The 17243-nt window shown below is 68.3% G+C and carries 10 protein-coding genes; 3 read left to right on the plus strand and 7 right to left on the minus strand.

Features of this window, described 5'->3' with window-relative positions; genetic code table 11:
- Nucleotides 1-7: 7 nt before the first annotated feature.
- The 3 genes from AB0M67_RS08400 to AB0M67_RS08410 form a co-directional block, all read right to left on the minus strand.
- Nucleotides 8-1720, minus strand: coding sequence for a protein kinase family protein (locus tag AB0M67_RS08400; protein WP_365743985.1), 1713 nt, complete (start codon nucleotides 1718-1720; stop codon nucleotides 8-10).
- Nucleotides 1721-1840: 120 nt separating this feature from the next.
- Nucleotides 1841-3988, minus strand: coding sequence for a murein biosynthesis integral membrane protein MurJ (murJ, locus tag AB0M67_RS08405; RefSeq protein WP_365743987.1), 2148 nt, complete (start codon nucleotides 3986-3988; stop codon nucleotides 1841-1843).
- Between the two features lie 45 nt (nucleotides 3989-4033).
- Nucleotides 4034-6400 (minus strand): DUF6049 family protein, encoded by a 2367-nt coding sequence (locus tag AB0M67_RS08410; RefSeq protein ID WP_365743989.1) that lies wholly within the window; start codon nucleotides 6398-6400, stop codon nucleotides 4034-4036.
- Nucleotides 6401-6612: 212 nt separating this feature from the next.
- Here AB0M67_RS08410 and AB0M67_RS08415 point away from each other — a divergent pair, with 212 nt between their 5' ends.
- Entirely contained in the window at nucleotides 6613-8079 is a 1467-nt protein-coding gene (locus AB0M67_RS08415; protein ID WP_365743991.1) for a CCA tRNA nucleotidyltransferase, read from the plus strand.
- A gap of 76 nt (nucleotides 8080-8155) precedes the next feature.
- On the opposite strand, the gene AB0M67_RS08420 is transcribed toward AB0M67_RS08415, so the two are convergent.
- The 3 genes from AB0M67_RS08420 to AB0M67_RS08430 all read right to left on the minus strand — a co-directional run bounded on the left by AB0M67_RS08420 (nucleotide 8156) and on the right by AB0M67_RS08430 (nucleotide 11384).
- A complete protein-coding gene (locus AB0M67_RS08420; protein ID WP_365743993.1) occupies nucleotides 8156-9427 on the minus strand; it encodes an MFS transporter in 1272 nt (423 codons plus the stop codon).
- A 97-nt stretch (nucleotides 9428-9524) separates the two neighbouring features.
- On the minus strand, nucleotides 9525-10607 hold the full coding sequence (locus AB0M67_RS08425) for an inositol-3-phosphate synthase (protein WP_030354358.1): 1083 nt from the start codon (nucleotides 10605-10607) through the stop codon (nucleotides 9525-9527).
- Nucleotides 10608-10667: 60 nt separating this feature from the next.
- On the minus strand, nucleotides 10668-11384 hold the full coding sequence (locus AB0M67_RS08430; RefSeq protein WP_365743995.1) for a helix-turn-helix transcriptional regulator: 717 nt from the start codon (nucleotides 11382-11384) through the stop codon (nucleotides 10668-10670).
- Nucleotides 11385-11753: 369 nt separating this feature from the next.
- Here AB0M67_RS08430 and AB0M67_RS08435 point away from each other — a divergent pair, with 369 nt between their 5' ends.
- Both AB0M67_RS08435 and AB0M67_RS08440 read left to right on the plus strand, forming a co-directional pair.
- On the plus strand, nucleotides 11754-14387 hold the full coding sequence (locus tag AB0M67_RS08435) for a transglycosylase domain-containing protein (protein ID WP_365743997.1): 2634 nt from the start codon (nucleotides 11754-11756) through the stop codon (nucleotides 14385-14387).
- A 139-nt stretch (nucleotides 14388-14526) separates the two neighbouring features.
- The gene (locus tag AB0M67_RS08440; protein ID WP_365743999.1) at nucleotides 14527-16017 is read left to right on the plus strand and encodes a glycosyltransferase 87 family protein; all 1491 of its coding nucleotides are present in this window, start codon (nucleotides 14527-14529) and stop codon (nucleotides 16015-16017) included.
- Nucleotides 16018-16200: 183 nt separating this feature from the next.
- On the opposite strand, the gene AB0M67_RS08445 is transcribed toward AB0M67_RS08440, so the two are convergent.
- Nucleotides 16201-17232, minus strand: a complete 1032-nt coding sequence (locus tag AB0M67_RS08445) for an alanine racemase (RefSeq protein WP_365744001.1) — start codon at nucleotides 17230-17232, stop codon at nucleotides 16201-16203.
- Nucleotides 17233-17243: the final 11 nt, after the last annotated feature.

Below are 17243 nucleotides of genomic sequence, written 5' to 3' on the forward strand. Positions count from 1 at the left end.
TGATCCCTCAGCCGGTGAACTTGATCTCGGAGATTCCCCCGCGGAAGCGGTCGGCGGAGGACCCGTCCTGCGGCAGTTCGGTGATGTGGATCAATACGTACCGGGTTCGCACGGGCTTGTCGAGAGTGGTTTTGAGAGTTCGGCCCACCGTCTCCAGCTTGGTGAGACGCTGAGAGAAGTCCGCGAGCGCCGACGGGTCCGACGCGTCGGCACCGGCCGCGAGTACCTCGGCCTTCTGGCCCTTGCGGTACATACCGATGTCGATCCCGGAGACGTCTTTCACGCTGCCCAGGTCGACGATGATCCCTGAGCCCTGCTTGCGGTCCGGCAGATTCCCGAAGTTCGGGTAGTTCTGGTACTGGAGCGTGATCCACGCCGTGCCGGGCTTGCCGTCGATGGCGTTCGGTACGAGAGCCGGCTTTATCCCGGACCCGCTGGGCATGAACTCCGCCGCGTCGGCGATCTGGAGCGGCTTGAGGGGCTTGGGCGCCTTGTCGTCGTCGGTGACCGGCTGGGTGGGCGTGGTGTCGCCCTCGTTGGTCTGGCCGAGGAGGTGGTCGGCGACCTGCCAGCTGCCGAGACCCAGCGCGGCGATGAGGAGCGCGGCGACGGTCCACTTCAGCGCCTTGCCGGTGCGGCTCTGGAGCGGGGGCGGCGGGGGCGCCACCGGGGGGAGGGAAGGCGCTCCGAGGCCCGACTGGGCGCGTCCGTAGGTGCCCTGCTGGTAGGTGGTGCGCTGATACTCCGGCGGGGCCGTGAACGTGGGCTCCGGCGGACGGATGCGCGGCATCTCCGCGATGGCCGCGGCCAGCTCGTCAGGGGTCGTGCACGGTGGTTCCTGGCGGGAGGCGTGGGCGCCGTCATTGATCAGGGCGCGCATGGCGAGCTCGGAGAGTCCGCGGTGGATTCCGGCCCGGACCTGGTCGGGGGCGATGAGCCCGACGCCCTTGGGAAGGCCGGAGAGCCCGTACGCGTCGGTCTCGTAGGGCCAGCGCTGGGTCAGTGCCGCGTAGAGAAGCGCGCCGATCGCCTCGGTGTCGGTGCGCTGCGGCCGGTCCGCGCTGATCCCGCGCAGAGCGGCGTTCACGGCGAGGCCGCGGATACGGTACTGACCGGTGGACGTACGCAGTACCGCTCCAGGGGTCAGCCGCAGATGGGCGAGTCCTTCACGGTGGGCCGCCGCCATGGCCTGGGAGACCTGGCTGACGAGCTGGTACGCCTCGTGAGCCTCCAGTGGCCCCGAGGCGAGGAGCGCGGTCAGCTCGACCGCGTCGGGCAGCCACTCATGGACGACGTAGACGAGGTCGTTCTCCTCGACGGCGTCCAGGACCTGCACGAAGCGGGGGTCGCCGAGCAGTGCGGAGGACCGGGCCGCCGCCAGTACGGAACGGGCCCGTGGGTGGTCGGCCGGCAGGAGATGCACGCCGACAGCGCGGCGCAGCTTCTCATCGACCGCTCGCCAGCTGCTGAAACCGTCCAGACGGGTGACACACTCCTCCAGGCGGTAGCGTCTGGCGAGTTTGTGGCCGCTGTGCAGCTCGGGCGTCGAGGTGCCCGGCTCGGTGTTCTGCCGTTCGCTGCCCGTGTCCGGTGCGGACTTGTCCGCCTCGTCCCGGGCTTCCGCCAACCCGTCGGTCGTGGCCTTGCCCGCCTTGGCGGCCAGCGGTTCATCACCGCTGTTGTCGGCCACGTCGACGGCAGCCGTGCTACGTTCCGCCACCGTCGCTCCTGCCTCCCCATCCGTTGCGCACTATCCAACAGCCAAGCCAATTGTGCCCACAGTTGGACGCTATGCACGACACGCGGCAGCCGGTGATGGTTGTGCTGGACCGTGCAGCGTTTACCTTCCGAGGCGTCCGCGCACCATGCCGACCATGGCGTTCATCTCTTCGATGCGCATCTTCTTGGCCGCGACGAAGAAGACGGCCAGCAGGGCGAGACCGCCACCGGCCAGTGCCGCCAGCGAGCTGAGGGCGCTGCTGCCCAGAGCGTTCAGGACGGCGTAGGCGATAGCGCCCGCTACGAGGGCCCCGGGGACCGCCGCAAGGCAGAGCCGGGCGTACGTACGCAGGACGCGGCCGCCGTCCAGATCGCCGCCCAGTCGGTTCCGCAGCCTGCGCCAGGCGATACCGACGCCGACCGCGTAGGCGAGGCCGTAGGAGGCGGCCATGCCGACCACGGCCCAGCGGGAGGGCAGGACCAGATACGAGACGGCGGAGGCGGCGGCGTTGACCGCGGCGACGATGACCGTGTTGTAGAAGGGGGTCCTGGTGTCCTCGTAGGCGTAGAAGCCGCGCAGGACGACGTACTGCACGGAGTACGGGATGAGTCCGAGGGCGAACGCCATCAGGATGAAGCCCATGGAGCGTGCCGATTCCAGGCCGCTGGACGAGAACATCAGGATCGACAGCGGGACACCCAGTGCGAGGAACCCGAAGGCGATCGGAACGATCGCGACCGCCGAGTTGCGCAGGCCCTGGGAGATGTCGTCCCGTACCGCGCCCGGGTCGCCGTCGTGGGCGGCGCGGGAGATCCTGGGCAGCAGGGCGGCCATGACGGAGACGGTGATGATGGCCTGCGGCATGCCCCAGATCAGCTGGGCGTTGGTGTAGGCCAGGATGCCGGTGCCGTCCTTGCCGGAGGCAACGCCGGCGGCCGTGGCGAGCTGGGTGACGACCAGGACACCGGCCTGGTTGGCGAGGACGAACAGGACCGTCCACTTGGCCAGCTTGACCGTCTTGCCGAGGCCGTGGCCCTTCCAGTCGAAGCGCGGACGGAACCGGAAGCCGGTCTCGCGGAGGTAGGGGATCATCGCGAGCGCCTGGACGACCAGACCGAGCAGCGTACCGATGCCCAGCAGCCGCACGCCGTCCGGCGGGATCGTCCGCACGGTCATCCCCGAGTCGGCGGCGGTGCCGTACACCCAGATGAACAGACCGAACGTGGTGATCATGACGATGTTGTTGAGGACCGGAGTCCACATCATCGCGCCGAACTTCCCGCGTGCGTTGAGGATCTGGCCCATCACCACATGCACACCCATGAAGAAGATCGTGGGCAGGCAGTAGCGGGCGAAGGTGACCGCGACGTTGTTGGCGGCCGCGTCACTTGCGATCGGGTCCGACATCAGCCGCACCAGCCACGGCGCCCCGAACACGGCGAGGGCCACGATCGCGCCGAGCGCCACCATGACGAGGGTCAGCAGCCGGTTGGCGTAGGCGACGCCACCGTCGTCGTCGTTCTTCATCGCCCGCACGAGCTGCGGGACGAACACGGAGTTGAGACCGCCCCCGACGGTCAGGATGTAGATCATCGTCGGCAGCGTGTACGCCACGGTGAAGGAGTCACCGAGCAGGGCCGCGCCCAGCGCGGCGGTGATCACCAGGCTCCGTACGAAGCCGGTGAGCCGGGAGACCAGCGTGCCCGCGGCCATCAGGGCACTGGACTTGAGCAGACCGGCGGCCTTGCCTCCCGACTTCTTGGGGGGCGGCGGTGCGGGTGCGGCTTCGGGCTCCGGCGCGGTCAGTACCTGGCCCGAGCCCTGCTGGTCGCGGTAGAGGTGGGCGAACGCGTCCGGCGGCACGCTTTCGTCGCCGGCCCGGGAGACCAGGTCGTCGATGCCGGTGAACTGGGTGGTCCTCGGGTTCTCTCCGTACGGGAGATGGCGCATCGGCCCGGAGGGCTCGGGCGGTGGGGTCTGGGCCCAGACCCGGGGATCGGGCGCGTTCTGCGGGGTGGGCGGCTGCTGGTAGAGCTGATGGGCCTCCGGATAGGTGCCGGGAGGAGGCGGCGGATGCGAGGCGCGGTCGTAGAGCGCCTCCGTCACCGGATCCTGCGCGGAAAGGTCCTGTGACCAGTAGGGGTCCCGGTTGTAGGCATCCTGGACATAGGGATCCTGGGCGGACGGCGGAGTGGGCGTGGGCGGAATCTGGCCCGCCGGGTCGCCACCCGCGCCCTGCCCACGGTCACCGTCGTACGGCGCGTTCATGGTTACCCCACCTCATCGTCCCCGGCCGACCGGCCACGACATCGCTCAACGGTCCACTTTCTCACCCGCGCCCGACGCGTCCGCGCTTTCCGGACCGGTGTCCGGTGTCGGGTCACTCGGCTGCCCGGGATCTGTGCCCTCAGCGGCCCGCGCGCCGTCCGTGCTCTGCGTGTCCCGCGCGTTCCCGTCCGCGCCGGTGCCGTCTGCGCCGCCCTCTGCGCCGTCCGTGTCCTCCGCGGCGGCCTTACGGGCCACCGCGCGCTTGCGCTGGCTGTACATCTTGACCCCCGCGAGGACAAGAAGCAGCACACCGCCGGCGATGACGAGCATCACGGTGGGTGTGATCTCGGAGACCTTGACCTGGAACGTCATCGGACTGCCGTACGGCGTGCCGTCCGTCGTGTACAGCTGGGCGGTCACCTGCACCGGCCCGTTGGCGTTGCCCGCGCCGGTGAACTTCACCGACTGGCTGTGCCCGCCGTCGATCTTGATCGGCCGCTCCGCGACCGCTCGGTCGCCGTCCAGCTTGAGCCGCGTCGGGTTGTCGGACTTCAGGCGCAGCACCAGATTCTGGACGCCCTGCAGCAGCTGGTTCTGGACGGTCACCGGGATCGTCGCGCTGCGCCCCGACAGGGTGAGCACGGACTTCGGGATGAGCTGCACCTCGGTGGTGAGGCCCACCAGGTAGTCCTCCACCGTGCCGCGGTACTGCTGGGCCGTGTCAGGCTCCCCGCGCCACGAGGTCGACATCGCCCGGCCGATCGCGTTACCGAAGGGCGCGGCCACCCGGTCCGGGGCGCTGAGGATGGCCTGGAAGTTGTCGAGCCGCTCCTGTGTCTCCTTGATGTCAAGGAAGACCTCGGCCGGCAGCTCCTGGTCCCGCAGCTTCTCCGGGTAACGCGAAGAGCCGGGCACCTTGGTGGTGGCGTCCGAGTCGGGTGTCGCCGCGGCCGCCGCCATCAGATCGGACGCCTCGGTCCAGCGCTCGGGGTCCAGGCCCCGCAGCGCGCGCGCCATCGACTGTGCCTGGGCGGCACTCGGCATCCGCTGGGGAGCGACGACGATACTGCGCTGATTCTCCGGGTCCTGGAGCGTCACGGCCAGCGACTGGGCGAGGAACTTCTGCACCGCGAGAGTGGACGCGCCCGCCTCCGACATATCCCCCTGGAACGCGGTGGAGAGCCGGGTGTCGGCGACGACGGCTGTCGTCCCGCCGCCGATCGGCCGTGCCGCGGTGGGGGTGTACGGCAGATTGTCCTGGAGGCTGTCGCTGCGGGTGATGACCTTGTGAGCACCCGCCGAGGTAGCTACATCGACGATCGAGGGGTCGATCGCACCGTCCACGGGCCAGGCGAAGTCGACGGACGGCTTCACATGGAGGATGGTCTCCACGGTCTTCCCGGCCACATCCGTGGCGGGCTGCAGATGGCTGAGCGCGCCGGACACGTCCTTGCCGCGGTGGGCCAGCGACGCCAGGTCCGGATCGGCGAACGGCAACGCGACGACCTTGCGTCCCTGCACCGCCTTCTCCAGGGCGTTGAGCCACTTGGTGGCCACGGCCTGGTTCTTGCCGGGGACGGTCGTGTCACCGCTTCTGACCTGGTAGTTCTTGGTCATGGCGTCGGCGGTGGCCAGCAGGTCGGGGTCGATCACCCAGGTGACGGGAAGCTGGTTACCGAGCGAGACCAGCTGCTCCAACCGCCCGCCGGGGGCAAGCTCCTCCGCCAGATCGTCGTTCTCGAAGACCGGGGTCTGCTGATCGTCCGAGCCGGTCTCCGCGGACAGCCGCGTCGACGAGATCAACGGCCAGAGGACGGTGAGCTGTGTCTTCTCCTCCGTCGCGTCCGGCTGCCAGGGCAGGAAGGTGCGCTGGATGCCCAGCACGTGGTCGTACTGCGCGGACGAGGTCTGCCCGGTCAGCGAGACGCCGAGCTGATAGACGCCGTCCTGGCCGAGTCCGAGCTTGCTGACCGGTACCGAGAGGGCGAAGTCCTGGGGGATGCCGACGGCGAGCTTCGGGATGGTGACCTTGTACTTGCCACCGATCGGAGCCACATCACCGGAGGTGCTGGTGCGCTCGGCGGCGTCGTCGATGGCCGTCCTGCCGTACATCCGCGGGCCGACGCGCAGATCGACCTGGGCGTTGGTGATGGTGCTCTTGCCCTCGTTGGTGACCGTCCCGGAGACGGTGAGCGTGTCGCCCTTCACCGGTGCGCTGGGTGCCAGTGTGTCGAGCGACACATGGACCGTATGGGAGCCGGAGGTCGTCGGAGCGGCCTGGGCGGCGGGCGCCGCCGTCCCGGCCAGCAACCCCGCCAGAAGCGGCGCTCCGGCCAGCACAGAGGCCGTGCGCCGCAGCCACCGGCGGGCAGGAGAATGACCCATCCCCTGGAAGTCTGCCGCCTCCGCCACGCGCTCGCCCGTCCTTAGTCATCGTCGGTTGCCGTTGGTGGTTGTCAATTACCGCGTCCACGCATGGTAACGATGTGCGCTGTGGCGAAGTGCTGGGAACCGCTCCACATGATCGGAAGAATCTCATGAGCCACCGGAAACCTCCGCATCGAGGCGGGGGCGGCCCGAAACCGGGGCGCCCGTGAGGGTCACGGCACGTACCCTTTTCTGTTGTGCCGAATGCCAATGAAGACAATCCCCGTGCCCTCAGTCAGGTGCAGCGCCGTGCGGTCAGTGAACTGCTGCGGGTATCCCCCGTCGCGGACGATCTCGCGCGCCGGTTCCAGGAGGCCGGATTCACACTCGCCCTGGTCGGCGGCTCGGTCAGGGACGCCCTTCTCGGCCGGCTCGGCAATGACCTGGACTTCACGACCGATGCCCGGCCCGAGGACGTTCTGAAGATCGTCAGGCCTTGGGCGGATTCGGTGTGGGAAGTGGGGATCGCCTTCGGCACGGTCGGTGTCCAGAAGGACGCCCGTGTCGGAGACGCCGATCAGCGCTTCCAGATCGAGGTGACGACGTACCGCTCGGAAGCCTACGACCGGACATCACGCAAACCCGAGGTGTCCTACGGCGACTCCATCGAGGAAGACCTCGTGCGCCGGGACTTCACCGTGAACGCGATGGCCGTCGCGCTGCCGCAGAAAGAGTTCATCGATCCCCACGGCGGGCTGGAGGACCTCTCCGCCCAGGTGCTGCGCACCCCTGGCACCCCTCAGGAGTCGTTCTCCGACGATCCCCTGCGGATGCTGCGGGCCGCACGGTTCGCCGCTCAGCTGGACTTCGAGGTGGCCCCGGGTGTCGTCGAGGCCATGAAGGACATGTCCGGCCGCATCGAGATCGTCTCCGCGGAACGCGTACGGGACGAGCTGAACAAGCTGATCCTCTCCGCCCACCCGCGCAAGGGCCTGGCGCTGCTCGTCGACACCGGGCTCGCCGACCGGGTGCTGCCCGAGCTGCCGGCGCTGCGGCTGGAGAGCGATGAGCATCACCGGCACAAGGATGTCTACGAGCACTCGCTGACCGTCCTGGAACAGGCCATCGACCTGGAGGAGGACGGGCCGGACCTGGTGCTGCGGCTGGCCGCGCTGCTGCACGACATCGGTAAGCCCCGGACGCGCCGCTTCGAGAAGGACGGCCGGGTCTCCTTCCATCACCACGAGGTGGTGGGCGCGAAGCTGACCAAGAAGCGCATGACCGCGCTCAAGTACTCCAACGAGATGGTGAGGGATGTCTCCCGGCTGGTGGAGCTGCACCTGCGCTTCCACGGCTACGGAACGGGCGAATGGACCGACTCGGCGGTGCGGCGCTACGTACGTGACGCCGGGCCCCTGCTCGACAGGCTCCACAAGCTGACCCGCTCCGACTGCACCACACGGAACAAGCGCAAGGCGAGCGCTCTCTCCCGGGCCTACGACGGCCTGGAGGAGCGCATCGTCCAGCTCCAGGAGAAGGAGGAGCTGGACGCCATCAGGCCCGATCTGGACGGCAACCAGATCATGGAGATCCTGGGCGTCGGCCCCGGACCGGTGATTGGCGCCGCGTACACGTTCCTGCTGGAGCTGCGGCTGGAGAACGGACCGGTGGAGCACGACACGGCCGTCGCCGCCCTCAAGGAATGGTGGGCCGCACAGAACTGACGCACAGAACCGAACCACGCGCGGGTCATGTTTCACGTGAAACATGACCCGCGCGTGGTTCTCCGGGGGCGATGTTTCACGTGAAACATCGCCTCCGCGCCGCGTACGCCACGACCGCGGCCACGCCTGCGTACAGCACGGCCATCGTGACCACGAGCGGCACGGAGCGACCGTCCGGCGGCAGCATCGCCGCGGCCACCCCCGCCGCACCGACGAAGGCGACATTGAAGAGGACGTCGTAGAGGGAGAAGACCCGGCCCCGGAAGTCGTCGTCCACCGCCGTCTGCACCACCGTGTCCGTGGCGATCTTCGCCCCCTGGGTGATCAGGCCGAGAATGAAGGCGGCGGCCAGAATGGGCGTGGGCGCGAAGGTCAGCCCCAAGGCCGGCTCCAGGACGGCCGCCGCTCCCGCGCACAGCGCCATCCACCCGAACGGGCCGAGCCGTCCCGCCGCCCAGGGTGTGAGAACCGCGGCGGCGAAGAACCCCGCCCCGGAGATGGCGACGGCCAGCCCGAGCAGCGCCAGCCCGTTGTCCTCCCGCTCCGTCCAGGCGTATCTGCAGAGCATCAGCACCATCACCGTCAGCGCTCCGTAGCAGAAGCGCATCACCGTCATGGCCGCCAGCGCTCCGGCCGCCGGCCGCCGCTCGGCGAGATGCCGTACACCGTCCGCGAGCCCGCGTGCCGTGGAGGACAGTGCGGTGCTCAGCCGGGGCCCCTCTCGCGATGACTTTTCGGGGCCCAGCAGCTCGCGCGCCAGCCGGAGGGAGGCGAGTGCCGCGCAGAGATAGAGGGCGGCGCCCAGCAGCATCACGGCCGCGTCGGAGTCCGCGATCGTCAGCCGTACGACGAAGGCGAGTCCGCCGCCCGCGGTCGCGGCGAGGGTTCCGGCGGTCGGGGAGAGCGAGTTCGCGAGGACGAGCCGCTCGTCGTCCACCACACGCGGCAGGGCGGCGGAGAGCCCGGCGAGAACGAACCGGTTGACGGCGGTCACGGAGAGCGCCGCGGCAAAGAGGAGCCAGTCGGGCACGGAGGCCACGATCAGCACCGCCGTACAGCCAGCGAGAAGGGCCCGCAGGAGATTCCCGTACAGAAAGACCTGGCGGCGCTGCCAGCGGTCCAGCAGCAGCCCGGCGAACGGGCCGACCAGTGAATACGGCAGCAGGAGCACGGCCATCGCGGAGGCGATCGCGCCGGGCGAGGTCTGTTTCTCCGGGGAGAAGACGACGTACGTGGCGAGCGCCACCTGGAAGACACCGTCGGCCGCCTGAGAGAGCAGCCGGACCGCCAGTAGTCGGCGGAAGTTTCCGAGGCGCAGGAGCACACGCAGATCACGCACGACAGACATGTGAGCCAGCGTCACACACGCCGCTCCGGAACGGACGAGAAGGGTCGCCGGACCAGCAGTCCGGAGACCCTTCTCGTCGTGACGGGGAGGCCGCGCTCTAGCGCTCGACCTCGCCGGCGATGAACTTCTCGACGTTCTCGCGGGCCTGGTCGTCGAAGTACTGGACCGGCGGCGACTTCATGAAGTACGAGGACGCGGAGAGGATGGGGCCACCGATACCGCGGTCCTTGGCGATCTTCGCGGCGCGCACCGCGTCGATGATGACACCCGCGGAGTTCGGGGAGTCCCACACCTCCAGCTTGTACTCCAGGTTCAGCGGGACGTCACCGAAGGCGCGGCCCTCAAGGCGGACGTAGGCCCACTTGCGGTCGTCGAGCCAGGCGACATAGTCCGAGGGGCCGATGTGAACATTGTCGGCACCCAGGTCACGGTCGGGGATCTGGGAGGTGACGGCCTGCGTCTTCGAGATCTTCTTGGACTCCAGGCGCTCACGCTCCAGCATGTTCTTGAAGTCCATGTTGCCGCCGACGTTCAGCTGCATCGTGCGGTCCAGGACGACGCCCCGGTCCTCGAAGAGCTTCGCCATGACGCGGTGCGTGATCGTGGCGCCGACCTGGGACTTGATGTCGTCACCGACGATCGGGACACCGGCCTCGGTGAACTTGTCCGCCCACTCCTTCGTGCCGGCGATGAAGACCGGGAGGGCGTTGACGAAGGCGACCTTGGCGTCGATGGCGCACTGCGCGTAGTACTTCGCGGCGTCGTCGGAACCCACGGGCAGGTAGCAGACCAGGACATCGACCTGCTTGTCCTTGAGCGTCTGGACGATGTCCGCCGGCGCCTCGGGGGACTCCTCGATCGTCTGGCGGTAGTACTTGCCGAGACCGTCGAGGGTGTGGCCGCGCTGGACCGTGACGCCCGAGGAGGGCACGTCACAGATCTTGATGGTGTTGTTCTCACTGGCGCCGATGGCGTCCGCGAGGTCGAGGCCGACCTTCTTCGCGTCAACGTCGAAGGCGGCCACGAACTCGATGTCCCGCACGTGGTACTCGCCGAACTGGACATGCATCAGCCCCGGTACCTTGCCCGCCGGGTCGGCGTCCTTGTAGTACTCGACGCCCTGCACCAGTGAGGCGGCGCAGTTGCCCACGCCGACGATGGCTACGCGTACCGAACCCATTCCGGTTGCTCCCTGTGTGATGTCAGTGTTCGTGATGAAACCCTGCGGAGATGCAGGACCTCACTTGGTGGTGTCCGCGGACGGATCCGGCGGGCCGGGATGTCCCGGGGGCGTGCCCCCGGAAGACGCGGCATCCCGGTGCCGGGGCAGGCCGTCCGCTTCTCCTGTTGTGCCTTCTCGTGCAGCGGGACTCCCGGGGCCGGACCGTCTCTGATCCCGCCCCGCCCGCTCGCTTTCGATGAGCTCGTTGAGCCAGCGCACCTCGCGCTCCACGGATTCCATGCCGTGCCGCTGGAGCTCCAGCGTGTAGTCGTCGAGGCGCTCGCGGGTACGGGCCAGGGAGGCGCGCATCTTCTCCAGACGCTCCTCCAGCCTGCTGCGGCGGCCCTCCAGCACCCGCATCCGCACCTCACGCTCCGTCTGCCCGAAGAAGGCGAACCGAGCCGCGAAGTGCTCGTCCTCCCAGGCGTCGGGTCCGGTGTGGGACAGCAGCTCCTCGAAGTGCTCTTTACCTTCCGCCGTCAGCCGATAGACGATCTTGGCGCGGCGCCCCGCCAGCGAGGCGGCGAGCGCGTCCTCCGGAGCGCTTCCCGGCTCCTCGATCAACCAGCCGTTGGCGACCAGCGTCTTGAGGCAGGGATAGAGCGTCCCGTAACTGAAGGCACGGAAGATCCCCAGCGACGTATTGAGCCGTTTCCGCAGCTCATAGCCGTGCATGGGGGACTCGCGGAGCAGACCGAGGACAGCGAACTCAAGGATGCCCGAGCGTCTGCTCACCCGTCGCCTCCTCCGCTGTCCAGACTCTTATGCCGTACTGATGTATCGACTCGATACATCCTGACGATAGAACGGAGTGGAGGTTGCGACAAGGGGAGCCATCGTGAACGGCGTCACATCACTAATTCTCAGGAAGCAACTTGCCTGATTTAGGGTGAACTTCAGCTCTCGGGGGGTTTTGACCGTGCGTAGTCTGTGCGGCATGCAGACCACCGGGAACCGAGTGACGTCGGTAAGCGTCAAGACTGTCGGCTTACCGGATGCATATCGGATGAGCCCGATGCCGGGCCGGTCCGTATTCATTTCGGGGGGACCGGAACTCAACTGCCGCTTCCAGGCGCCCGCGCCTGCCCGAGGAGTAGTCGTTCGATGAGCGAGCACCGTCGCAAACCGCCGCAGCCGCAGGGTGGCGGTCGTGCCGCGGCCAGGCGTGCAGCCCAGCAGCCATCCGGCCGCCGCGCAGCCCCGTCCCGAGAGACCGTTTCGGCCTCACCCTCCGGCTCCTATGAGGAGGAGCCTCCCTACGGTGGCCGCGCCGCGGCCAGGCGAGCCGCCCAGCGTGGTGGCCGCAGGCGTGGGGGGGACGACGGGGGTGCCGGACGTGGCGGCCGCGGCCGCGGTGAGCCGTACAAGAAGCGGTTCATCGACTACCCGCGCCAGGGCAAGTACGGCTGGCGGCGCTGGGTGCCGTCCTGGAAGCAGACCACCGGACTCGGTATCGCCTTCGTCGGCTCCGTCATGGCCGCCGGGACCATCGCCTACGCGCTGGTACAGGTACCGGACCCCAATCTCGCCTCGAAGGCCGAGAACAACGTCTACTACTGGGACGACGGCACCCAGATGGTCGCCACCGGTGGTGAGGTCAACCGGCAGATCATCCCGATCGAGAAGATCCCCGAGGACATGCAGAACGCGGTGATCTCCGCCGAGAACAAGACCTTCAGGGACGACTCGGGTGTCGACCCGATGGGTATCGGCCGCGCTCTGATCAACATGGCCAAGGGCGGCAACACCCAGGGTGGCTCCACCATCACCCAGCAGTACGTCAAGAACGCCCGGCTCGGCGACCAGAGCCAGACCCTGAGCCGTAAGTTCAAAGAGCTGTTCATCTCCATGAAGGTCGGCACCGACATGGAGAAGCCCGAGATCATGGCGGGCTATCTGAACACCTCCTACTACGGGCGAGGCGCCTTCGGTATCCAGGCCGCCGCCCGTACCTACTACGGCAAGGACGCCTCGCAGCTGAACGCCAGCGAGTGCGCGCTCCTGGCCACGCTCCTCAAGGGCGCGACGTACTACGACCCCGCCGGCCAGACCTCCATCGACCCGAGGGCGACCGCCGAGGCGAACACGCAGAGGGCTACCGATCGCTGGGGCTGGATCCTCGACGAGATGGTGAAGGACGGCCATCTTGAGCAGTCCGAGCGGGCCAAGTACACCAAGTTCCCGATGCCGGACGGTTTCAAGAAGAACACCCAGCAGGGCGGACAGATCGGCTACCTCGTCGACCTCGCCAAGGCGTACTTCGTCAACAACAACACGAAGGGCCTCACGGCGGACGATCTCTCCCGGGGCGGCTTCGAGATCCACACGACCTTCAACAAGAAGAAGGTCGAACAGCTGAAGGACGCCGTCGAGAAGGTCTACGACGCCAACATCGACCCCAAGAAGCGCCCGGAGACCGACACACACGTCCAGTTCGGCGGCGCCTCCGTCGAGCCGGACTCCGGCAAGATCGTCGCCATCTACGGCGGCCAGGACGCCACCAAGCACTTCACCAACAACGCCGACCAGACCGGAGCGCAGGTCGGATCGACCTTCAAGCCGTTCGTTCTGGCCGCGGCGATGCAGGACGGCGTCCGCGATCCGGTCGACGGCAGCCGCACAACCGTCTCGCCCGACAAGACCATCTACAACGGCGACAACAAGCTGAAGATCAAGAACTACGACGGTTCGATCTGGACCAACGAAGAGGGCAAGGAGTGGCTCCAGGTCAATGACGGCGACAAGGACTACGGGCCCATCGATCTGCGCTACGCCATGCAGGAGTCGGCCAACTCCCCCTTCGTCCAGCTGGGCATGGACGTGGGCATCCCCCAGGTCCGTGACGCCGCCGTCAAGGCCGGGCTGCTGAACAGCTCCCTCGCCCAGTCGAACGTTCCGTCCTTCTCGATCGGCATCTCCGACCCCAGCGCCATCCGGATGGCCGGCGCCTACGGCACGTTCGCCTCCAGCGGCAAGCAGCGCGACCCCTACTCCGTCACCAAGGTGCTCCAGAGCGGCAAGACCGTCTTCGAGCACGAGGACAAGGAGAAGAGGGCGTTCGACCCGGCCGTCGCGGACAACGTCACGGACGTGCTGAAGACCGTGGTGGAGAAGGGCACCGGTAAGAACGCGCGGCTCGAAGGGCGCGAGGTGGCCGGCAAGACCGGTACCACCGACGGCAACAAGTCGGCCTGGTTCGTGGGCTACACCCCGCAGCTGTCGACGGCCATCGACATGTACCGGATGGACGACGACGCGACGAACAAGAACCGCGAGTTCCTCAAGATGTTCGGCACGGGTGACCAGGACAAGATCCACGGTGCCTCGTTCCCCTCGGAGATCTGGCACGACTACATGGAGGAGGCGCTCAAGGGGCAGCCGCCCGTGAAGTTCCCCGAGCCCGAGCCCGTCGGAGGCGCTTGGTACGGCGGCGGCACGTCACCGTCCCCGACGCCGAGCGAGACGCCGTCCGAGACTCCTTCGGAGACGCCGTCCGAGACCCCCTCGGAGACGCCCTCCGAGACGCCGTCCGACACCCCCTCCTCGGAGGAATCCTGCAACCAGCCGTTCGGCTGCGCCAACGGCGGCGGTAGCGGCGGCAATGGGGGCAACGGCGGTAATGGAGGCAATGGGGGGAACGGAGGCAACGGCGGGCCCGGCGGGGAAAGCAGTGCGTCATCCTCCCCCGGCGAGAGCTCCGACGACTCCGGAGCCATCTTCGGAGGCCCCAGAGGCTGACCGCCACGGGCCCGGGAGGCCGACCGCCGCCCACGACACCCGCCACGAGGGCCGCCGCACCGGCACGTACCGCATCGCGTACGTGCACCGTGCGGCGGCCCTCGCCGTGTTCCGGGCGGCATACGGCAGGATGGGCGCCATGCCCCGCGCAGAAGAGACATCCGTGGACCAGGACCGGCCGGTCGTGCCGCCCACGCGGCGTGACGAGATCGCCGCGGCCGGCAGCGAGCTGATCGGCGGCCCGGTCGGGCGCTGGGCCTGGTTCGGCAGCAGCTGGCTCACCCCCGTACGTGTCGTCGCACTCGTGGCGATCGGCATGTTTGCGCTCGGCATGGTGCAGAAGATGCCGTGTTACGACTGGGCGTGGTTCCGCGGTGCCAGCTCGCAGTACACCCACGCCTGCTACTCGGACATCCCGCACCTCTTCCTGGGGCGCGGCTTCTCCGACAACCTGGTGCCGTACTTCGACCGGCTCAACGGCGACATGGAGTACCTGGAGTACCCCGTACTGACGGGCCTCTTCATGGAGGTCGCCTCCTGGCTCACACCGGGCGGCTCGCTGCAGTATCGCGAGCAGATGTACTGGATGGTCAACGCGGGAATGCTGATGATCTGCGCCGCGGTCATCGTGGTCTGCGTCGCCCGCACCCACCGCCGTCGCCCCTGGGACGCTCTGCTGGTCGCCCTCGCGCCCGCCTTCGCACTCACCGCCACCATCAACTGGGACCTCTTGGCCGTGGCGCTCACCGCCGCCGCGATGCTGATGTGGTCACGCGGCCGCGCCCTGGCCTTCGGCATCCTCATCGGCCTCGCGACGGCCGCCAAGCTCTATCCCGTACTGCTCCTGGGACCGCTGCTCCTGCTGTGCTGGCGGGCCGGGAGATTCCGCGAGTACGGAACGGCGGTCCTGGGCGCGGCCGCCGCATGGCTCGCGGTGAATCTGCCGGTCATGGTGCTCGCACCCGAGGGGTGGAAGAAGTTCTACACCTTCAGCCAGGAGCGCCAGGTCGACTTCGGCTCCTTCTGGCTGATCATCACCCAGCGCACGGGCGAGTCCCTGGACGTCGGCACCGTCAACAACTACGCGATGCTTCTGATGCTCCTGGCGTGCGCGGGCATCGCGACGCTCGCCCTGACAGCCCCGCGCCGGCCGCGCTTCGCCCAGCTCGCCTTCCTCGTCGTCGCCGCCTTCATCCTCACCAACAAGGTCTACTCGCCGCAGTACGTACTGTGGCTCGTCCCGCTGGCGGTCCTCGCCCGGCCGCGCTGGCGCGACTTCCTGATCTGGCAGGCCTGCGAGGTCATGTACTACCTCGGCATCTGGATGTACCTCGCCTATACGACCAGCGGCGACGCCCACAAGGGACTGCCCACCGAGGGCTATCAGCTCGCCATCGCCCTGCATCTGCTGGGGACGCTGTACCTGTGCGCACTGGTCGTACGGGACATTCTGATGCCCGAGAAGGACGGCGTACGCACCGACGGCTCCGACGACCCGTCCGGCGGCGTACTGGACCGAGCGCAGGACAGATTCGTACTCGGCGGCGCCGCCAGGCCGACACAGCACGCCGCCCAGTCGGTGGAGGGGCCCCGGGTCGAATGGGGGGTACGGCCGCCAGGAGCCGCCTGAGCGGCCCACGCCCCGCGACGCGGCCCCCAAGCGGCCCACGCCGCCCGCGACCGGCCCCCAAGCGGCCCACGCGCCCGCGACGCGGCCCCCACGGCCGGTCATCGACCCCGTCGACCCGTCATCGACCCAGAAGGCCGCAGAGCGCTCCAGGAGCGCTCTGCGGCCTTCTGGGTGATGTCCCGCTCAGCGGTCGACGAGACGGTCGAACTGTGTCGTCGTGTGCCGCAGATGAGCGACCAGCTCATCCCCGACCTTGGGCTCCTGCGCTTCCGACGGCACGAACAGGATCGACACCTGCATATGCGGCGGCTCCGCGAACCAGCGCTGCTTGCCGTCCCAGACGAACGGCGACAGATTCCGGTTCACCGTGGCCAGACCCGCCCGCGCGACACCCTTCGCCCGAGGCATCACTCCATGCAACGCCTTCGGAGCCTCCAGACCCACCCCATGAGAGGTCCCTCCGGCGACCACCACAAGCCAGCCGTCGGAAGCGACCTTCTGCTGGCGATAGCCGAACCGCTCCCCCTTGGAGACACGGGTGACATCCAGAACGGAGCCCCGGTACTCCGTCGCGTCGTGATCCCCCAGCCACAGCCGCGTACCGATACGGGCCCGGAAACGGGTCTGCGGGAACTGCTGCTGCAGCCTGGCCAGCTCCGCGGCGCGCAAATGACTCACGAACATCGTGTGCAACGGAAGCCGCGCCGCACGCAGCCGGTCCATCCACGAGATGACCTCCTCCACCGCGTCGGAACCGTCCGTACGGTCCAGCGGAAGGTGCAGGGCGAAGCCCTCCAGCCGCACATCCTCAATGGCCGCGTGCAACTGGCCGAGCTCCTCCTCCTTCACGCCATGGCGCTTCATCGAACTCATGCACTCGATGACCACGCGAGCGCCCACCAGCGCGAAGACACCATCGACGGACGAGACCGAACGCACCACCCGATCGGGCAGCGGCACCGGCTCCTCCCCTCGCCGGAACGGCGTGAGAACCAGCAGGTCACCACTGAACCAGTCCTTGATCCTGGCCGCCTCGTAGATGGTTCCGACAGCCAGCGTGTCGGAACCGAAGCGCGTGGTCTCATCGGCGAGACGCTCATGACCGAAGCCGTAGCCATTGCCCTTGCAGACCGGGACAACGCCCGGGAACTGCTCGATGACCGACTTCTGGTGCGCCCGCCAGCGCGCGGTGTCGACGTAGAGGGAGAGCGCCATGCCGGTCCGGA

The organism is Streptomyces sp. NPDC051662, from assembly GCF_040681655.1.
Lineage (GTDB): Bacteria > Actinomycetota > Actinomycetes > Streptomycetales > Streptomycetaceae > Streptomyces.

What these genes read in the sequence shown, in the direction of transcription:
- murJ (WP_365743987.1), bottom strand. Translation starts at nt 3,988, where the DNA reads ATGAACGCGCCGTACGACGGTGACCGTGGGCAGGGCGCGGGTGGCGAC.
- AB0M67_RS08420 (WP_365743993.1), bottom strand. Translation starts at nt 9,427, where the DNA reads ATGTCTGTCGTGCGTGATCTGCGTGTGCTCCTGCGCCTCGGAAACTTC.
- AB0M67_RS08425 (WP_030354358.1), bottom strand. Translation starts at nt 10,607, where the DNA reads ATGGGTTCGGTACGCGTAGCCATCGTCGGCGTGGGCAACTGCGCCGCC.
- AB0M67_RS08435 (WP_365743997.1), top strand. Translation starts at nt 11,754, where the DNA reads ATGAGCGAGCACCGTCGCAAACCGCCGCAGCCGCAGGGTGGCGGTCGT.
- AB0M67_RS08440 (WP_365743999.1), top strand. Translation starts at nt 14,527, where the DNA reads ATGCCCCGCGCAGAAGAGACATCCGTGGACCAGGACCGGCCGGTCGTG.
- AB0M67_RS08445 (WP_365744001.1), bottom strand. Translation starts at nt 17,232, where the DNA reads ATGGCGCTCTCCCTCTACGTCGACACCGCGCGCTGGCGGGCGCACCAG.